The organism is Pelomonas sp. Root1444, from assembly GCF_001426885.1.
In the GTDB taxonomy this organism is placed as follows: Bacteria; Pseudomonadota; Gammaproteobacteria; order Burkholderiales; family Burkholderiaceae_C; genus Pelomonas.
This window is the reverse complement of sequence record NZ_LMFP01000028.1, coordinates 1141550-1157202: the sequence shown is the minus strand read 5'-3', so window position 1 is coordinate 1157202 and position 15653 is coordinate 1141550. Positions and strand designations below refer to the sequence as shown.

Below are 15653 nucleotides of genomic sequence, written 5' to 3'. Positions count from 1 at the left end.
TTGACCGCCCAACGCAAAAACGAAACACTGTTCCAACTGCTCGCTGAGCCGATACCGCCGACCGGTCACCGCCGGGTGGCCGGGGTGCCGACAGCCGATGCAGCGCGGTGCGCCTGCTGCGCCCGCTCCCTCTCCTGACGCCCAAGCGAGCCGGTGCCGCGCGGGCCGATGCCTCCTCTCGGCCTGCTGCCGATTCCCCGTCCCTGAAGCTGATGCGCTGCGCGCCTGACCCCTGACGGGCCAGGTGCCGGGTGGGCCTGCGCCCGCCCGCGGCCGGCGCATCGCAGGGGGCGGCATGCACACACCACACATCGCGCGCCACAAGAGCGCGCCCAGGAGACATGCCATGACTTCACGCAAGCCCAGGCTGGGCCTGCTGGCTTCGTCCATCTCGCTCGGCCTGCTGGCCTGCGGGGGCGGCCAGGAGAACGCCGCGACCTTCGCCACCGCGCAGCAGTCCAGCGAGCAGGCCGGTGCCGGCCGCCTCGATGCGACGGGCACCGCCACCGCCGAGACCGCGACCGCCAAGGCATTGGCCGTGCGCGACCCGCGGCCCATCGCGCCGGCGCCCGCGCCCGTCATCGACGCGCTGAGCCTGACCGACCCGGGCGCGCCGCTGCTGTTCGACACCGGCACGCGCAGCTATGCCGCACCGACCACCCTCAGCGGCCTGCACAACCCGGCCAACTACCGCGCCGCGCCGCAGCTGCCGGCCTGGCAGTTCGCCACCGTGGACCCGACCAATGGACAGCTGAGCTTCGAGCGCGAGACCGCGCCCGACATCGGCTGGCACGGCCAGTCGCGCAAGGGCAAGGTGCGCGTCACCGGCGGCGCGTCGGCCGCTGGCCACCGCGTCTACACCGTGTTCAACAAGGAGCAGCTGCTGGCCGCGCTGCGCGAGGCGAAGAACGAGCCCAAGATCATCCGCATCGTCGGCCACATCGACTTCCGCTGGCGTGACGGCAACACGGTTTTCGAGGAGTACACGGGCTTCCTGGACCAGAAGAACGGCGGCTCCTTCTCCATCCCGTCCAACACGACGTTGGTGGGCATCAACGACAGCAACGGCCGCCCGGCGCGCATCACCGGCACGCAGATCCTCATCGGCATCGAGGCCGCGCTGGCGCCCGGCGGCAGCCCCGAGGCCGACTTCAAGAACTGGGTGGCCGCCGGCAAGGACCCCGAGCTGTACCCGACCTGGACGCGCAACATCATCCTGCGCAACCTCGCGATCGATACGCCCTGGGACGTGAACCCCGAGGACAGCGGCAACGCCTACATGGACGGCATCGCCATCACGCGGGCGCAGCAGGTGTGGATCGACCACGTCACGATCAGCGACGGCGACACACCCGACTCGCTGGCCAGCGACACGCGCCACGACGGCGCGCTGGACATCATCCGCGGCAGCGACTACGTGACGGTGTCCCACAGCGTCTTCACCAAGCACCACAAGACCACGCTGGTGGGCAACGGCGACGCCGGCCGCGCCTGGAGCGACGCCGGCCGCCTGCACGTGACGATGACCGGCAACTGGTGGGACCACCCGTACAGCCGGCTGCCGCTGGTGCGATTCGGCCAGCTGCACCTCTACAACAACCTGCTCAGCGGCAGCACGACGACGGACGACGTCGACAGGAAGTTCGCCTCCGGCCTGGACGTGCGCTACCAGTCCGACGTGATCTCGGAGAACAACTTCTACGAGTTCACCGGCCTGAAGCCGCGCGAGGTCTGCGGCAAGCTGGCCGGCGGCAGGGACGCCATCAGCTTCCGCAGCTCGGGCCATCGCTTCATCAGCGACAAGGGCGACGACGGCAAGCCGATGACGGGTGCCGTGGACGTGCAACTGCAGGGCTGCGAAGGCCTGCCGGTCCAGCAGAACTGGGTGCCGCCCTATGCCTACACGCTGCGCAGCGCGGATGCCACGCGCGGCGCCGTGCAGCAGTCGGCCGGTGCCGGCCGGCTGGGCCTGTATGCCGTCGCCGGCCCCGTGCCCGCGCCGCTGCCCAGCTCGCCCGCGCCCAGCCCGGCGCCCACGCCAAGCCCCTCGCCAAGCCCCAGTCCCTCGCCCAGCCCGGCCCCAGCGCCCAACCCCGGCACGGCCTGCACCGCCACGCTGCCCTGCGGAGACGGCAGTGGCGAGCTGACGCTGAGCAGCGCGGTCACCGCTGCCGTGCCGGCCGCGAGCTACGCGCAGGCCACGGGCACCTACACGCTGTCGGGTGCGGGCGTCATCAACACCGGCAGCCCTTATGCCTTCAACTTCAAGTACACGGCGCTCACGGGTGACTTCACCTTCACGGCCCGCGTCGTCGCGCAGGGCGGCAGCGCCGACTCTGCCCGCGCCGGCGTGGTGGCGGCCGACGCGCTGACGGGCACGCCGGTCTATGCCTGGACGGCGCGCTATGCCTCCACCGGCGAGATCCGCGCGGCCATCAACGCCAACAACAAGTCCAACCTGGCCGGCTTCTCCAGCTCGACGCCGCCGGTGTGGGTGCGTGTGCAGCGGCGCGGCAACGCGCTGTATTCGGCCGCGTCCACCGACGGCATCACCTGGGCCGAGAAGACCAACGTCAGCGTGACGGTGCCCAGCCTGTACGTCGGCCTGGCGCTTTCGTCCGGCAGCAACAGCACGGCCGTCACGGCCGATTTCGACAACGTCAGCATCGTCGGCGGCGGCCGGTGATCGAGGAAACCCCAACCATGAAATTCCGACTCCGACCCCTGGCCGCGCTGCTGCTGGGCCTCATCGCCGGCACGGCACAGGCCGGCGCGACCGACGAGGTCGCCTACGCCTCGCTCGGCGGCGCCACCGTCAGCTTCACCGAGCTGGCCGCCAACGCGTTTGACAGCGTCCTCATCGATGGCCTGCTGAGCAGCGGTGGCGTCCAGTTCGGCGAGCGCTTCGCCGGCCAGGAACTGGCCGTCGCCAAGGCGCCGCGGCCGGGCGAGGTGGCGCAGGACTGGTTCGACGACCTCAGCTTCGGCAGCCCCACGGCGGGCCTGGCGCTGCTGGCCGGCGCGGCCGGCGCCAACCTGGGCGCCTACCACTATGGCGACGCCGATGGCGCCGCGCTGTTCGGCATGGGCCCGCTGGCCGGCGCCGCCGACGGCTTCGGCGCCATCTCCGCCCGCTTCGCCTCGCCGGTGTCGGCGCTGGGGCTGCAGCTGCGCGACGCCGATGGCGGCGCGGTCACGCTGAGCCTGTTCCGCGCCGACGGCAGCCTCGTCGAGGCCGTGGACCTGGGCGGCCGCAGCGATGGCCGCTATGCCTTCGCCCGCACGGGCGGCGCGGCCGACATCGCCGGCTTCACGCTGACGAACCGCGACAGCTACTACGGCGTGTCCATCGACAACCTCGTGCTCGTCGCCGCCCCGGTGCCCGAGCCGGCGAGCGCGCTGCTGCTCGTGCCCGGCCTGCTGGCCGTGGCCGCCATGGCGCGCCGCCGCAACCGCTGATCCCCCACCACAACCACACGGAGACATCCCATGAAACGCATCCTGACCCTGACCGCCCTCGCTGCCACCACCCTTGCCGCCCAGGCCGCCGGCACCGCGCTGACCCAGACCGACTTCGCCTTCACCGGCGTGAACGGCAACACGACGGTGGGCGGCTGGTCCTTCGTCAGCTTCGTCGACATCGCGGCGGGCACGACCATCTACTTCACCGACACGAACGTGCTGCAGACGACGCCGGCGGCCGGCGTGTTCTCGACGACGGCCGAGACGTTCTGGTCGTGGACGGCCGCCGCCGATGTCAGCGCGGGCACCTCCGTCGCGCTGCGTGGGACGGGCGTCAGCGGCCAATACGCCGCCAAGTCCGGCGCTGCGGGCGGCACGGCCAATGGCGTCGTCACCAATCTGAATGGCGCGTCGTCCAACATTTCCAGCGGTGGAGACATCCTCTACGCCTTCCAAGCCGCGTCCTACGCCACCAACTACCAGCCGTCGGCCATCACCTTCCTGGGCGCCATCTCCAACCGCGGCACCTACACCACCTCCGACAACCCGATGGCCGCCACCGGCCTGAGCGGCATCCAGCTGCGCGAGTACAAGGTCGGTGCCGACGCGACGCGCTACACCCAGTTCACTGCCCAGGTCACGACGAACGATGCACCGTTCGCTTCGATGGCCGAGCTGAAGACGGCGCTGGCCTCGAACGCGAACTGGACCACCATCGCCGCCTCCAACACCACGCCCATCGTGTCGGACGTGCTGGCCGTCGCGGCCGTGCCGGAGCCCGAGAGCTACGCGCTGATGCTGGCCGGCCTGGCGGTCGTCGGCGGGATCGCGCGGCGCCGCCTTCAGCGGTAACGCGCCAGCACGCGCTCCACGCTGCCGTCGCTGACGAGGCGGTCCAGCACCTGGGCCACCTCGGCGAACGGCACGCCGGAGCGCGCCGAGAAGGCACAGCGCGCGTCGAAGCGGTCGATGACCCAGGCGGTGCGCACCGGCGCATCCGGCTGGCCGCGCAGGAAGTACTGCAGCGAGGTCTTCTCCACCAGCGCGTAGCGCACGCGGCCGGCCGCAAGCGCGCGCAGGTTGGCGGCCATGCTGGGCTGGTCCGCGCGTTTGAGCCTCTTCTCCAGCAGTTGCTCGACGCGCGGATAGCGATAGCCCTGCACCGTGCCGACCGGCGTGCCGGCCAGCTCGTCCAGGCTCTTCAGCGCCGGCGCGTCGGCATGGGCGGCAACGAGGCTGGCGTCGGGAATCAGGCCGCGCGTCCAGCGGAAATCACCCTGCAGCCACTGCGGCAGCACGAAGCAGACCGCGTCGGCCTCGCCCGCCGTCAGGGCGGCGCTGACCCGCGAGGCCGGCAGCGGCACGAAGCTGACCGGCCGGCCCAGGCCCGTGGCGATCAGGGTGCCCAGGTCCTTGGCGATGCCGCCGACGAGCTGTTCGCCGGCGTCGAACTCGGCGATGGGCAGGGTGTTGCTGGTCGCGGCGACGAAGCGCAGCGGTGGGGCGGCGGCAGGCTGCGCCGTGGCCGCGCCGGTGAGCACGGCGGCCAGCAGCGGCGCTGCCAGCGGTTTCACGGCCTCAGCAGCTCCAGCAGCCGGTCGAGCCCACCTTCGTTGATGGCGATGCGAGCCTGCTCGCGCACCTTGGGCTTGGCACGGTAGGCCACCGACAGGCCGGCCGCGCCCATCATCGGCAGGTCGTTGGCGCCGTCGCCGACGGCGATCGCCTGGTCCGGGCGGCAGCCGATGGCCGCGCAGCTCTGCAGCAGCATCAGGCGCTTTTGCTCGCCGTCGCAGATGTCGCCCCAGTCCTGCATGACGACCCGGCCGGTGAGGGCACCGTCCTCGATCTCCAGCTCGTTGCTGCGCACGAAGTCCATGCCCAGCTCGGCCGCGACGAAGCGCGTGAAGAAGGTGAAGCCGCCGGACACCAGCACGAGCTTGAGGCCCGCGGCCTTGAGCGCTGCACAGAGTTCGCGCGCACCGGGGTTGAACGTCAGGCGCTCGGCCAGCACCCGGTCCAGCACGCCGGCCGGCACGCCGGCCAGCAGCGCCAGGCGACGGCGCAGGCTGTCCTTGAAGTCGGTGATCTCGCCGCGCATGGCGGCCTCGGTGATGGCGGCGACCTGCTCGCCCTTGCCGGCCAGCGCGGCGATCTCGTCGATGCACTCGATGCTGATCAGCGTCGAATCCATGTCGAAGGCGGCGAGCTTGAAGTGGGAGAGCGGCGGCAGCGCCGGGCCGTCGCGCAGGACGAGGGCGTCAGAGGCAAGGAGGGTCACGAGGTCGGGATGAAGCGGGCGGTCGATGTCCCGGATTATCCCGTTGTGTTCAGCGGCGAAGCCGGCCGTCGCGCCGCCCTGTCGGCGCCGGCTGAGACGGGCCTGAGACGCTGGCGCTGCAAAGTGCCTGGGCCCGCCTGGCGCCCAGGCACCCTGATGCGAAAGACCGCCCATGCCACGCCTTGCCCTGCTGCCCGCCGCCGCCCTGGTGCTCGCCTTTGCCGCCCCTGCAGAGAGCGCCGCCGCGAGCGCCGGCCTGAACCTGCTGATCGGCGACTTCAACGCCGCCGACTGGACGCTGCTGGCCATCACCGACGAGGGGCCGGCGGAAGCCGCCATGGTCATCGACGCCAACCTGGGCAACCCCGGGTCGCATTGGGTCATCAGCTACTCGACGCCACGGGGCGGCGGCGTGTCGAGCTCGGTGAACCGGCTCGGCGCCTTCTACACGGCGGCGGCGTACGACCCGGCCGTGTCCGGCGGGCTGCTGTCTCTGGCGTTCAGCGCCGACATCAAGGGGCTGTCCAGCAGCTTTGCCTTCGACTCACTGGGCCAGATCCGCCCGGCCCTGCTGCAGGACGGCGTGACCTACACCGTCATCGGCAGCGACTTCGTGGGCAGCAAGGCGCAGATCGGCACCTACCTGTCGCGCCGGTGGTCCTTCGAGGCCACGGCGGCGGACTGGGTGCCGGCCGTGGCGGGCTCCGCCCAGCGCCCCGACTTCAGTGCCGGCGCGGCGCCGATCTACGCCGGCTTTCGCTATGCGCTCGGCACCAGCTGCAGCAGCGCAAGCGGCTGTGCCGGCGCCAGCGCATTCCTCAGCCTCGACAACTTCTCGGCCACGCTGACGCCGGTGGCCGCGGCGGTGCCCGAGCCGTCGACCTGGCTGTTGTGGATGGCGGGCGTCGGCCTGGCCTGGCTGCGCCGTCGCGCTTGACCGGCCGGGGCGTCGCGGCACACTGCGCGCCATGCTGAAGCTGCTGGGAGTGCCGGCCTGGCAGGCCGAGGGGGCCGATCGTCCGCTGCCCACCACGCTGCCGGGCTGCCTGCTCATCCACCTGGCCTGCGCGGGCCACTGGGTGGAGCGCGGCCAACTCGCGGCGCTGTTCTGGCCCGATGCCGAGCGTGAGCAGGCACGCCACCACCTGCGCGTCAACCTGCACCGGCTGCGCCAGTGGCTGGACGGCATCGGGCAGGGGGACGCGTTGCTGGCCGAGCGCCAGCGCATCTGCCTGACCCTGCCGGGCGACCTGGCGCTGCTGGAGCAGGCCTGCCTTGAAGCGGATGGCGCTGCATTGCTGGCGCGGCCGGCGGCGGCCTGGCTGCAAGGCTTCCGGTCGGACGGCCTGGACACGTTCTGGGACTGGGCCGATCGCCATGGCGCGCGGCTGCAGCGCCGCTGGGACGACGCCGCCCGCCGCGCGCTGCAACGCGCCGGCAGCGCGGCTTGGCGGGCGCCGCTGCGGGCGCTGCTGGACGACGGCCCGGCGCCGCGGCAGACCGACGACGACGCGCTGTGCGGCCGGGCCGAATGGCTGGGCCGCGTCCGCCGCGAGACAGCGCCCGCGCTGGTGCTGCTGGGCGAGGCCGGCGTCGGCAAGACCAGCGTGCTGAAAGCCGCTTTCCCCGGTGCCCCCGTGCTGCAAGGCCGCGAAGGCCTGGCGCAGATGCCCTACCGGCCGATCGTCGAGCTGCTGCTGCCGCGGCTGGACGTGCTGCGTGCGCTGCTGCGCCAGCCCGAGCGTGGGCTGGCCGCTTACCGGCTGGACCTGGCGCGGCTGCTGCCCGAGCTCGCCGTCGACGAGCCGCTGCCGCCGCTCGACGCCTTGAGCGCCCGCGCCCGGCTGCTGGAAGGCCTGGCCCGCGTGCTGGAGGCGCTGGGGCCGCTGCTGCTGGTGGACGACCTGCAGTGGGTGGATGCAGCCAGCCTGGAGCTGCTGGCGCTGCTGAGCCACCGCGGCAGGCTGCGCTGGCGCGGCGCGGCGCGGGGCGAAGAGCTGCCGGCCGATCACCGCCAGTGGCTGGCTCGGCAGCAGGACCTGCGCTGCCTGCCGCTGCCCGGGCTGGCGCTGGAGGCGGTGCAGCTGCTGCTGGGCCGCGCCGGCCAGGACGCTGCCGACGCGCCCGCGCTGCTGGCGGCGAGCCACGGCAATGCCTTCGTGCTGGGCGAGCTGCTGCGCGCGCGGGCCGACGGCGTGGCCGTGTCGCCGCGCGTGCACGAATTGCTGCTGCGGCGCTGGCAAGCCCTGAGCGCCGCGGCGCGTGGCCTGATCGGCGCTGCTGCCATGCTGGCCCGGCCGCTGCCGCTGGCGGTGCTGGGCCATGTGGCCGCGGTGCCGGACGCCGAGCTGCTGACCGCGGCCCGGCAGGCCCTGGAGGCCGCACTGTTGCGCGAGGAGCCCGACGGCGCGCTGCAATGCCGGCACGACCTGGTGCGCGAGGCGGTGCTGGCCGTGCTGCCGGCGTTCGAGGCGCAGTCGCTGCGCCAGCGGGCCGCGCTGGCGCTGGGCGCGCGACCGGAAGGGGCCGCCGAGCCGCTGGCCGTGGCCGCGTTGTGGCAGGCGGCCGGCGAGACGCAGACGGCGCTGGCCTGGCTGCACCGCGGCGCGGCGCAGCAGAAGCTGCGCGGCCGCTACGAGGAGGCGCAGGCGCTGTGGCAGCGCATCGCGGCCGAGTCGCGCGAGCCGGCGCTGGCCTTGCAGGCGCGGCTCAGCCTGGCCGAATGCGCGCTGCTGCACGACCTGCCGGCCGGCCGCCAGGCGCTGCAGCAGGTGCTGGCGCTGGCCGGTGCGGTGGCCGACCCGGCGCAGCGCGAGCAGATCGAGGGCCAGGCGCTGGCCGGCCTGGTCGACAACGCGGTGTTCTCCGGCGACCTGGCCGCCGCCGCCGCGCTGGCCGAGCGGCTGCGGCCGCTGCTGCCGCGCCTGCCGCTGGCCGAGCGCTGCAATGCCTGCGAGGTGCTGATCGAGCTGGCCATGCGCGAGCCCGACATCCCCGCCGCCTGGGCGCTGCTGGGGCAGCTGCGCCAGCTGGCGCCGGCACGGCCCACGCTGCTGAGCTACGAGGGGCAGATCCACTGGTTCGGCGGCCAGGTGCGCGCCGCGCGCGACGCCTTCGAGCTGCTGCTGGCGCGCCACCCGGACTACTGCCGCGGCCTGACGATAGAGAGCGACCTGGGCGTCATGCTGCAGGCGCTGGGCGACCTGCCGCGCGCAGAAGCGATGGCGCGGCGCAGCCTGCAGAGCTGGCAGGGCGTGGCGCACACGGAAACGCTGTCGCTCTTGATGCTGGGCCTCACGCTGACCAGCGCCGGCCGCTACGGCGAGGCGCGCGGCGTGCTGGACCAGGCGCTGGCCCTGGGCCGCGCGCAGGGCTCGGCGCTGTTCGAGGCCGAGGCGCTGACGCGGCGCGCGCGGCTGTACTGGCAGAGCGGCTGCATCGAGCTGGCCGAGGCCGACCTGGCCGCTGCCGAACCGCTGTTGGCGGGCAGCCGCGACCCGCTGCGCGTATCGCACCTGTCCTGGCTGCGCGGCCTCGTGCGCGAGGCCCGCGGCCTGCCGCCCGACCCGGCGCTGGCGGCGCGCGTGCGGGCGCTGCTGCCGCGCAGCCACCATCCGCTGTTGCTGATCCGCCTGGCGCGGCTGGATGGGTTGGCCGGCGACGTGGCGGCCGCGGCGCGCCAGGTCGCCATCGCACGGGACGCCGGCCTGCTGGAGCCGCTGGCCGAAGGGTTGCTGCTGCAGGCGAGCGGCCTGCCCGCGCAAGAGGCGCGGCCGCTGCTGCTGGAGGCCGTGGAGCTGGCGCAGCGCCAGGGCTTCGTCGAGCTGCTGGGCCGTGCCGACGCCGCGCTGGCGTCGACCGGTCGCTAGCGGCGGCGCCGGGCCGCCAGCAAGGCGAGGCCGCCGACCAGCAGCGCGGCGCTGGCGGGTTCCGGCACCGGGGCCGTCACGAGGCTGAGCTGGAAATAGGCATCGGCGCCCACATGCAGCGCGCGCATGTCAACGTTGACCATGTGGTCCCCGAACGTGACGCGGGAGGCGTCCAGGCCGGCGATGTTGGTCGAGAGCTGCACGCCGGTGATGGCCGTGTCGTCGCCGTAGAGGGACGTGAACTGGAACCGGTTGTGCTGCACGTCCATGAAGTCCGCGCCGCCGCCCACGTAGGCGTAGCGGATGGCGTTCTCGCTGAAGTCCAGGCTCTGCGTCGGCGCGGTCAGCACGTTGCAGAGGTCGGCGCTGCTCGAGCAGGTCAGCTCGACACCGGCGCCCACCACGACCTTGTCGAGCGTGTTCACGGTCTGCGACCCGTCGACGAAGTGGTAATGCACGTTCACGGTGGAATCGAGCAGGCCAGCGGCACTGGCCAAGGTGGGCAGCAGCGCAGCCAGGGCGAGAAGCTTTTTCATGAGAGGGGGTCTCCAACGAGTTGTGGCGGCACTCTAGGCAGCCGCCACCGCGCCCGCAGTCCCTAGTTCGGTTGAATTGGTTTCCCGAGTAACCGCAAAACCTCTCTCACCGCCTGGGCGCGGTCCTGCGGGTTGCTGAGAACCTTTTCAATGCGCAACTTCTCGTTACCTACAAGCTTGATGTTGCGGTTCTTCTGCACCAGCTCGATCACGCGCAGCGGGTCGATGGGTGCGTCCTTGTGGAAGTTGATGTTGATCAGCGCCGGGGCCGCGTCGATCTTGCTGACGCCGTAAGGCCTGGCCAGCACGCGCAGGCGGTGCGTGTCGAACAGCGTCTGGCCTTGCGTGGGCAGCTTGCCGAAGCGGTCGGTGACTTCCTCGAGCATCGCGTCGATCTGCTCGTTCTTCTCTGCCGTGGCCAGCCGCTTGTAGAGCGACAGCCGCACCTGCACGTCGCCGCAGTAGGCGTCGGGCAGCAGCGCCGGTGCGTGCAGGTTGATCTCGGTGGTCGCGGCGAAGGGCGACAGCAGGTCCGGCTCGCGGCCGGCCTTCAGCGACCGCACGGCCTCGGCCAGCATGTCGTTGTAGAGCTGGAAGCCCACCTCCATCATGTTGCCGCTCTGGTTCTCGCCCAGCATCTCGCCGGCGCCGCGAATCTCCAGGTCGTGCATGGCCAGGTAGAAGCCCGAGCCCAGTTCCTCCATCGCCTGGATGGCGTCCAGCCGCTGCAGCGCCTGCTTGGTCAGGCCTTGCAGGTCCGGCACCATCAGGTAGGCGTAGGCCTGGTGGTGCGAACGGCCGACGCGGCCGCGCAGCTGGTGCAACTGCGCCAGGCCGAACTTGTCGGCGCGGCTGATGACGATGGTGTTGGCGCTCGGCACGTCGATGCCGGTCTCGATGATGGTGGAGCACAGCAGCAGGTTGTGCTTGCCGGCCACGAACTCGCGCATGACGCGCTCCAGCTCGCGCTCGGGCATCTGGCCGTGCGCCACGATGATGCGCGCCTCGGGCACCAGCTCTTCGAGCTTCTGGCGCCGGTTCTCGATGGTCTCGACCTCGTTGTGCAGGAAGTAGACCTGGCCGCCGCGCTTCAACTCGCGCAGCACCGCCTCGCGGATGGTGCCGCTGCTCTCGGCGCGCACGAAGGTCTTGATGGCCAGGCGGCGTTGCGGCGCGGTGGCGATCACGCTCAGGTCGCGCAGGCCTTCCAGCGCCATGCCCAAGGTTCTCGGGATCGGTGTGGCGGTGAGGGTCAACACGTCGACCTCGGCGCGCATCGCCTTCATCGCCTCCTTGTGGCGCACGCCGAAGCGGTGCTCCTCGTCGATGACCAAGAGGCCAAGGCGGTTGAACTTGACCTCCGCTGAGAGCAGCTTGTGCGTGCCGACGACGATGTCGATGGAGCCGTCGGCGATGCCCTCCATCGCCGCCTTGATCTCCTTGGCCGAGCGGAAGCGGCTCATCTCGGCGACCTTGACCGGCCAGGCGCCGAAGCGGTCCGAGATGTTCTGGAAATGCTGCTCGGCCAGCAGCGTGGTGGGTGCCAGGATGGCGACCTGCTTGCCGCCCATCACCGCGACAAAGGCCGCGCGCAGCGCCACCTCGGTCTTGCCGAAGCCCACGTCGCCGCAGACCAGGCGGTCCATGGGCTTGGGCGAAATCATGTCCTGGATGACCGCGTGGATGGCGGCGCGCTGGTCGGGCGTTTCCTCGAAGCCGAAGGACGCGGCAAAGGCCTCGTAGTCCTGGCCCGAGTAGCGGAAGGCATGGCCCTCGCGGGCGGCGCGGCGGGCGTAGAGGTTCAGCAGTTCGGCGGCCGTGTCGCGCACCTGCTCGGCGGCCTTGCGCTTGGCCTTTTCCCACTGGCCCGAGCCCAGCTTGTGCAGCGGTGCTTCCTCGGGCGACACGCCGGTGTAGCGGCCGATCAGGTGCAGCTGCGCCACCGGCACGTAGAGCGTGGCCTTGTCGGCGTACTCCAGGTGCAGGAACTCGGAGCTGCCGTCGCCCACGTCGATGTTGATGAGGCCCTGGTAGCGCCCGATGCCGTGGTTGATGTGCACGACCGGGTCGCCCACCTTCAGCTCCGACAAGTCCTTGATCAGCGCGTTGACGTCGCTGACCTGCTCCTGCTTGCGGCGGCGGCGCGTCGTCGGCGTCGTCGCGAAGAGTTCGGTCTCGGTGAACAGTTGCAGCGGGTGCTGCGCGTCGGTCCAGAAGAAGCCCTCGGCCAGCGGTGCCGCGGCGATCGCGTACTTCTCGTCGCTGGCCTGGAACTCCGCCAGGCTCTTCACCAGCGGCGGGTCGATCTTGTGGTCGCGCAACTGCTCCAGCAGGCTCTCGCGCCGGCCTTCGCTTTCGGCCAGCAGCAGCACGCGGTGCGGCGTGCTCTGCAGATGCTGGTACAGGCGCGCCAACGGCTCCTGCGCGCCGCGCTCGACGCTGATGTCCGGCAGCGGCCGCGCGAACTCGACCGGGTCCGACCCTCGCACCGACAGCACCGCATGCGGCTTGGTGAGGCCGAAGAAGTCCTCCGCCGTGAGGAAGATCTCCTGGGGCGGCAGCAGCGGCCGCTCGGGGTCGTGCTGCAGGAAGCGGTGGCGTTCCTTGGTGTCGGTCCAGAAGCGCTGGATGGCCTCGTCCACCTCGCCGTGCAGCGCCAGGCCGGCCTCGGCGCCCAGGTAGTCGAAGACCGTGGCCGTCTGCTCGAAGAAGATGGGCAGGTAGTACTCGATGCCGCCCGAGGCCATGCCGTCGCCGATGTCGCGGTAGATGCGCGACTTGGTCGGGTCGCCGTCCATCTTCTCGCGCCAGCGCTCGCGGAACTTCTTGCGCGCCGCGTCGTCCATCGGGAACTCGCGGCCCGGCAGCAGGCGCACGTCGGGCACCGGGTACAGGCTGCGCTGCGTGTCGGGGTCGAAGGTGCGGATGGAGTCCACCTCGTCGCCGAACAGGTCCACGCGGTAGGGCACGGCCGAGCCCATCGGGAACAGGTCGATGAGGCCGCCGCGCACGGCGTACTCGCCGGGCTGCACGACCTGGCTGACGTTCGTGTAGCCGGCCAGCGTGAGCTGCGAACGCAGCGAGGCCTCGTCCAGCCTGGCTTTCAGCTTGAAGTTGAAGGTGGTGCCGGCGAGGAAGCTCGGCGGCGCCAGCCGCGTCAGCGCCGTCGACGCCGGCATCAGCACGACGTCGATGGTCTTGCTCTTGCTGGCCTGCAGCAGCTCCCACAGCGTGGCCAGCCGTTCGGAGATCAGGTCCTGGTGCGGGCTGAAGCTGTCATAGGGCAGCGTCTCCCAGTCCGGGAACACGGCCACCTTCAGCTCGGGCGCGAAGAACTTCAGCTCGTCTTCCAGCCGCTGCGTGTCGCCCGGTTCGGCGGTGAAGATGGCGGCCATGCGCCCGGCGTCGCGCTGCTGCTGCACGAAGCGCGCGAGCAGCAGGGCGTCGGCGGAACCGACGGGGCGGGGGTGGGTGAACTTCTTGCCGGGCTGGATGGCCGGCAGCGAGGGCAGATTCATCGGGGCCTACAAACGACGACAGCCCCGGGGCGGGGCTGACGGAATTCTAGGGAACCCGTGCCCTTTGGCCTGCGCGCGGGGTCATGGCTAGCATCGCGGCACTGCCCATCGGAGATTTCATGCGCCGCCGCCACGCCATCAGCCTGCTCGCGACCTCACTGTCCCTGTCATTGCCCGCCTTCGCCGCCCCCACCGAGAGCCAGCGCTTTCACCGGTGGCTGGACGCCCAGTGGGAGCTGACGCTGCAGCGCCAGCCCATCCTCGCCACGTCTCTCGGCGACCCGCGCTACAACGACCGCCTCATCGACACCACGACCGCCGCCTACCGCGCCCAGGCCCGGCGCGAGCTGCAGGCGCAGATCAAGGCGCTGGCCGGTTTCGACAGGCGCAAGCTCGACCCCAAGGACCGCGTGTCCTACAGCATCCTCAAGCTCGACCTGGAGCAGAACCTGGCCGGCGAGCGTTTTCCGGAGTGGATGCAGCCCATCAGCCAGATCGGCGGGCTGCCCAGCTTCCTGGCCCAGATGGGCACGGGCCAGTCCATCCAGCCCTTCAAGACGACCAAGGACTACGACGACTGGCTCAAGCGGCTGGCGCTGGCCGTGCCGGTGTTCGACGGCAGCATTGCCAACATGCGCGCGGGCCTGAAGGCCGGCGTCACGCAGCCGCGTGCCGTCATGGACAAGGTGCTGCCGCAGCTGACGGCGCTGGCGGTGAGCGAGCCCGAGAAGAGCCTGTTCTGGGGGCCGATCAAGGACTTCCCCGAAGCCGTGCCGGCCGCCGACCGCGAGCGCATCACGGCGCGGATGCGCCAGCTGCTTTCCACCCAGGTGCTGCCGGCCTACGGCCGCCTGCTGGCCTTCGTGCGCGACGAGTACATGCCGCGGGCGCGGGCCAGCACGGCCTGGTCCGCGCTGCCCGACGGCAAGGCCTGGTACGCCCACCGCGTGCAGCAGTCCACCACCGTCGCGCTCACGCCCGACGAGATCCACGACATCGGGCTGAAGGAGGTGGCGCGCATCCTCGGCGAGATGGAGGGCGTGCGAAAGCAGGTGGGCTTCCAGGGCGACCTGAAGGCCTTCTTCAAGCACCTGCAGGACGACCCGAAGTACTACTACACCAAACCCGAGGACCTGCTGGCCGGCTACCGCGAGCTGCAGAAGAAGATCAACGGCCTGACACCCAAGCTGTTCGACATCGCGCCCAAGGCGGACTACGAGGTGCGCGAGGTCGAGGCCTTCCGCGCCGAGAGCGCCGCGGGTGCGTCCTACCAGGGCCCGTCGGCCGATGGCTCACGCGCCGGCGTGTTCTACGTCAACACCTTCAACCTGAAGGCCCAGCCCATCTTCGGCATGGAGACGCTGTCGCTGCACGAGGCCTCGCCCGGCCACCATTTCCAGGTCTCCATCGCGCAGGAAGACGCCAACCTGCCCAAGTTCCGCCGCTTCGGTTCGTTCTACGTCGCCTATGTCGAAGGCTGGGCGCTCTACGCCGAAAGCCTGGGCAAGGAGCTGGGCCTGTTCACCGACCCCTACCAGTGGTACGGGCGCCTGTCGGACGAGCAGCTGCGCGCGATGCGGCTGGTGGTGGACACCGGCCTGCACCACAAGGGCTGGACGCGCGAACGCGCGATCCAGTACATGCTGGACAACTCCTCCATGGCGGAGAGCGACGTGGTGTCGGAAGTCGAGCGCTACATCGTCTGGCCCGGCCAGGCGCTCGGCTACAAGATCGGGCAGCTGGAGATCAGCAAGCTGCGCGCCGAGGCCGAAGCCGCGCTCGGCGCGAAGTTCGACGTCAAGGGCTTCCACCGCGTCGTGCTGACGGCCGGGCAGGTGCCGCTGCCGGTGCTGCGGGAGCTGGTGCAGGAGTGGGTGGCGGCCAGCCGCTGAGCGCCGTCCGTCGCCGCCGGCTGCACCCTGTCCGGGCCGTCGGCCGGTGCGTCGCCCGCGGGTCGTGCTTGCCGTCCGCTATTCCGTAGGCTGCG

General features: G+C 71.3%; 10 protein-coding genes. 6 read left to right on the top strand and 4 right to left on the bottom strand.

What is annotated here, in order from left to right; all coding sequences use genetic code 11:
- Window positions 1–346: 346 nt before the first annotated feature.
- The 3 genes from ASD35_RS22835 to ASD35_RS22825 are packed head-to-tail and all read left to right on the top strand — an operon-like array spanning window position 347 to window position 4314.
- Window positions 347–2686 (top strand): hypothetical protein, encoded by a 2340-nt coding sequence (locus ASD35_RS22835; RefSeq protein WP_056877209.1) that lies wholly within the window; start codon window positions 347–349, stop codon window positions 2684–2686.
- Window positions 2687–2703: 17 nt separating this feature from the next.
- A complete protein-coding gene (locus ASD35_RS22830) occupies window positions 2704–3459 on the top strand; it encodes a hypothetical protein (RefSeq protein ID WP_157275716.1) in 756 nt (251 codons plus the stop codon).
- A gap of 30 nt (window positions 3460–3489) precedes the next feature.
- Complete coding sequence (locus ASD35_RS22825; protein WP_056877207.1) at window positions 3490–4314, top strand: PEP-CTERM sorting domain-containing protein; 825 nt, start codon at window positions 3490–3492, stop codon at window positions 4312–4314.
- On the opposite strand, the gene ASD35_RS22820 is transcribed toward ASD35_RS22825, so the two are convergent.
- Together ASD35_RS22820 and serB are read right to left on the bottom strand one after the other, a co-directional pair.
- Complete coding sequence (locus ASD35_RS22820) at window positions 4305–5036, bottom strand: ABC transporter substrate-binding protein (RefSeq protein WP_056877206.1); 732 nt, start codon at window positions 5034–5036, stop codon at window positions 4305–4307. The genes ASD35_RS22825 and ASD35_RS22820 overlap by 10 nt on opposite strands.
- The gene (gene serB / locus ASD35_RS22815; RefSeq protein ID WP_056877205.1) at window positions 5033–5743 is read right to left on the bottom strand and encodes a phosphoserine phosphatase SerB; all 711 of its coding nucleotides are present in this window, start codon (window positions 5741–5743) and stop codon (window positions 5033–5035) included. Before serB ends, ASD35_RS22820 begins: the two co-directional genes overlap by 4 nt.
- A 172-nt stretch (window positions 5744–5915) precedes the next feature.
- Here serB and ASD35_RS22810 point away from each other — a divergent pair, with 172 nt between their 5' ends.
- Window positions 5916–6680 carry a PEP-CTERM sorting domain-containing protein gene (locus ASD35_RS22810; RefSeq protein ID WP_056877204.1) on the top strand — a complete coding sequence of 255 codons (765 nt, stop codon included), beginning with the start codon at window positions 5916–5918 and terminating at the stop codon, window positions 6678–6680.
- A gap of 31 nt (window positions 6681–6711) precedes the next feature.
- A complete protein-coding gene (locus ASD35_RS22805; RefSeq protein ID WP_056877203.1) occupies window positions 6712–9612 on the top strand; it encodes an AAA family ATPase in 2901 nt (966 codons plus the stop codon).
- On the opposite strand, the gene ASD35_RS22800 is transcribed toward ASD35_RS22805, so the two are convergent.
- Together ASD35_RS22800 and mfd are read right to left on the bottom strand one after the other, a co-directional pair.
- Window positions 9609–10148 carry a PEP-CTERM sorting domain-containing protein gene (locus ASD35_RS22800; protein ID WP_056877202.1) on the bottom strand — a complete coding sequence of 180 codons (540 nt, stop codon included), beginning with the start codon at window positions 10146–10148 and terminating at the stop codon, window positions 9609–9611. The genes ASD35_RS22805 and ASD35_RS22800 overlap by 4 nt on opposite strands.
- Window positions 10149–10210: 62 nt before the next feature.
- Complete coding sequence (mfd, locus tag ASD35_RS22795; RefSeq protein WP_056877201.1) at window positions 10211–13666, bottom strand: transcription-repair coupling factor; 3456 nt, start codon at window positions 13664–13666, stop codon at window positions 10211–10213.
- Window positions 13667–13785: 119 nt separating this feature from the next.
- Between mfd and ASD35_RS22790 the strand changes: the two genes are divergently transcribed.
- Window positions 13786–15558: a DUF885 family protein gene (locus tag ASD35_RS22790; RefSeq protein ID WP_056877200.1), complete on the top strand. Its 1773-nt coding sequence runs from the start codon at window positions 13786–13788 to the stop codon at window positions 15556–15558.
- Window positions 15559–15653: the final 95 nt, after the last annotated feature.

Bases quoted from the DNA above. Each gene is read 5' to 3' on its own strand.
- ASD35_RS22805 (WP_056877203.1), top strand. From the start codon at position 6,712: ATGCTGAAGCTGCTGGGAGTGCCGGCCTGGCAGGCCGAGGGGGCCGAT.
- ASD35_RS22800 (WP_056877202.1), bottom strand. From the start codon at position 10,148: ATGAAAAAGCTTCTCGCCCTGGCTGCGCTGCTGCCCACCTTGGCCAGT.
- ASD35_RS22810 (WP_056877204.1), top strand. From the start codon at position 5,916: ATGCCACGCCTTGCCCTGCTGCCCGCCGCCGCCCTGGTGCTCGCCTTT.
- ASD35_RS22830 (WP_157275716.1), top strand. From the start codon at position 2,704: ATGAAATTCCGACTCCGACCCCTGGCCGCGCTGCTGCTGGGCCTCATC.
- ASD35_RS22790 (WP_056877200.1), top strand. From the start codon at position 13,786: ATGCGCCGCCGCCACGCCATCAGCCTGCTCGCGACCTCACTGTCCCTG.
- mfd (WP_056877201.1), bottom strand. From the start codon at position 13,666: ATGAATCTGCCCTCGCTGCCGGCCATCCAGCCCGGCAAGAAGTTCACC.
- ASD35_RS22825 (WP_056877207.1), top strand. From the start codon at position 3,490: ATGAAACGCATCCTGACCCTGACCGCCCTCGCTGCCACCACCCTTGCC.
- ASD35_RS22835 (WP_056877209.1), top strand. From the start codon at position 347: ATGACTTCACGCAAGCCCAGGCTGGGCCTGCTGGCTTCGTCCATCTCG.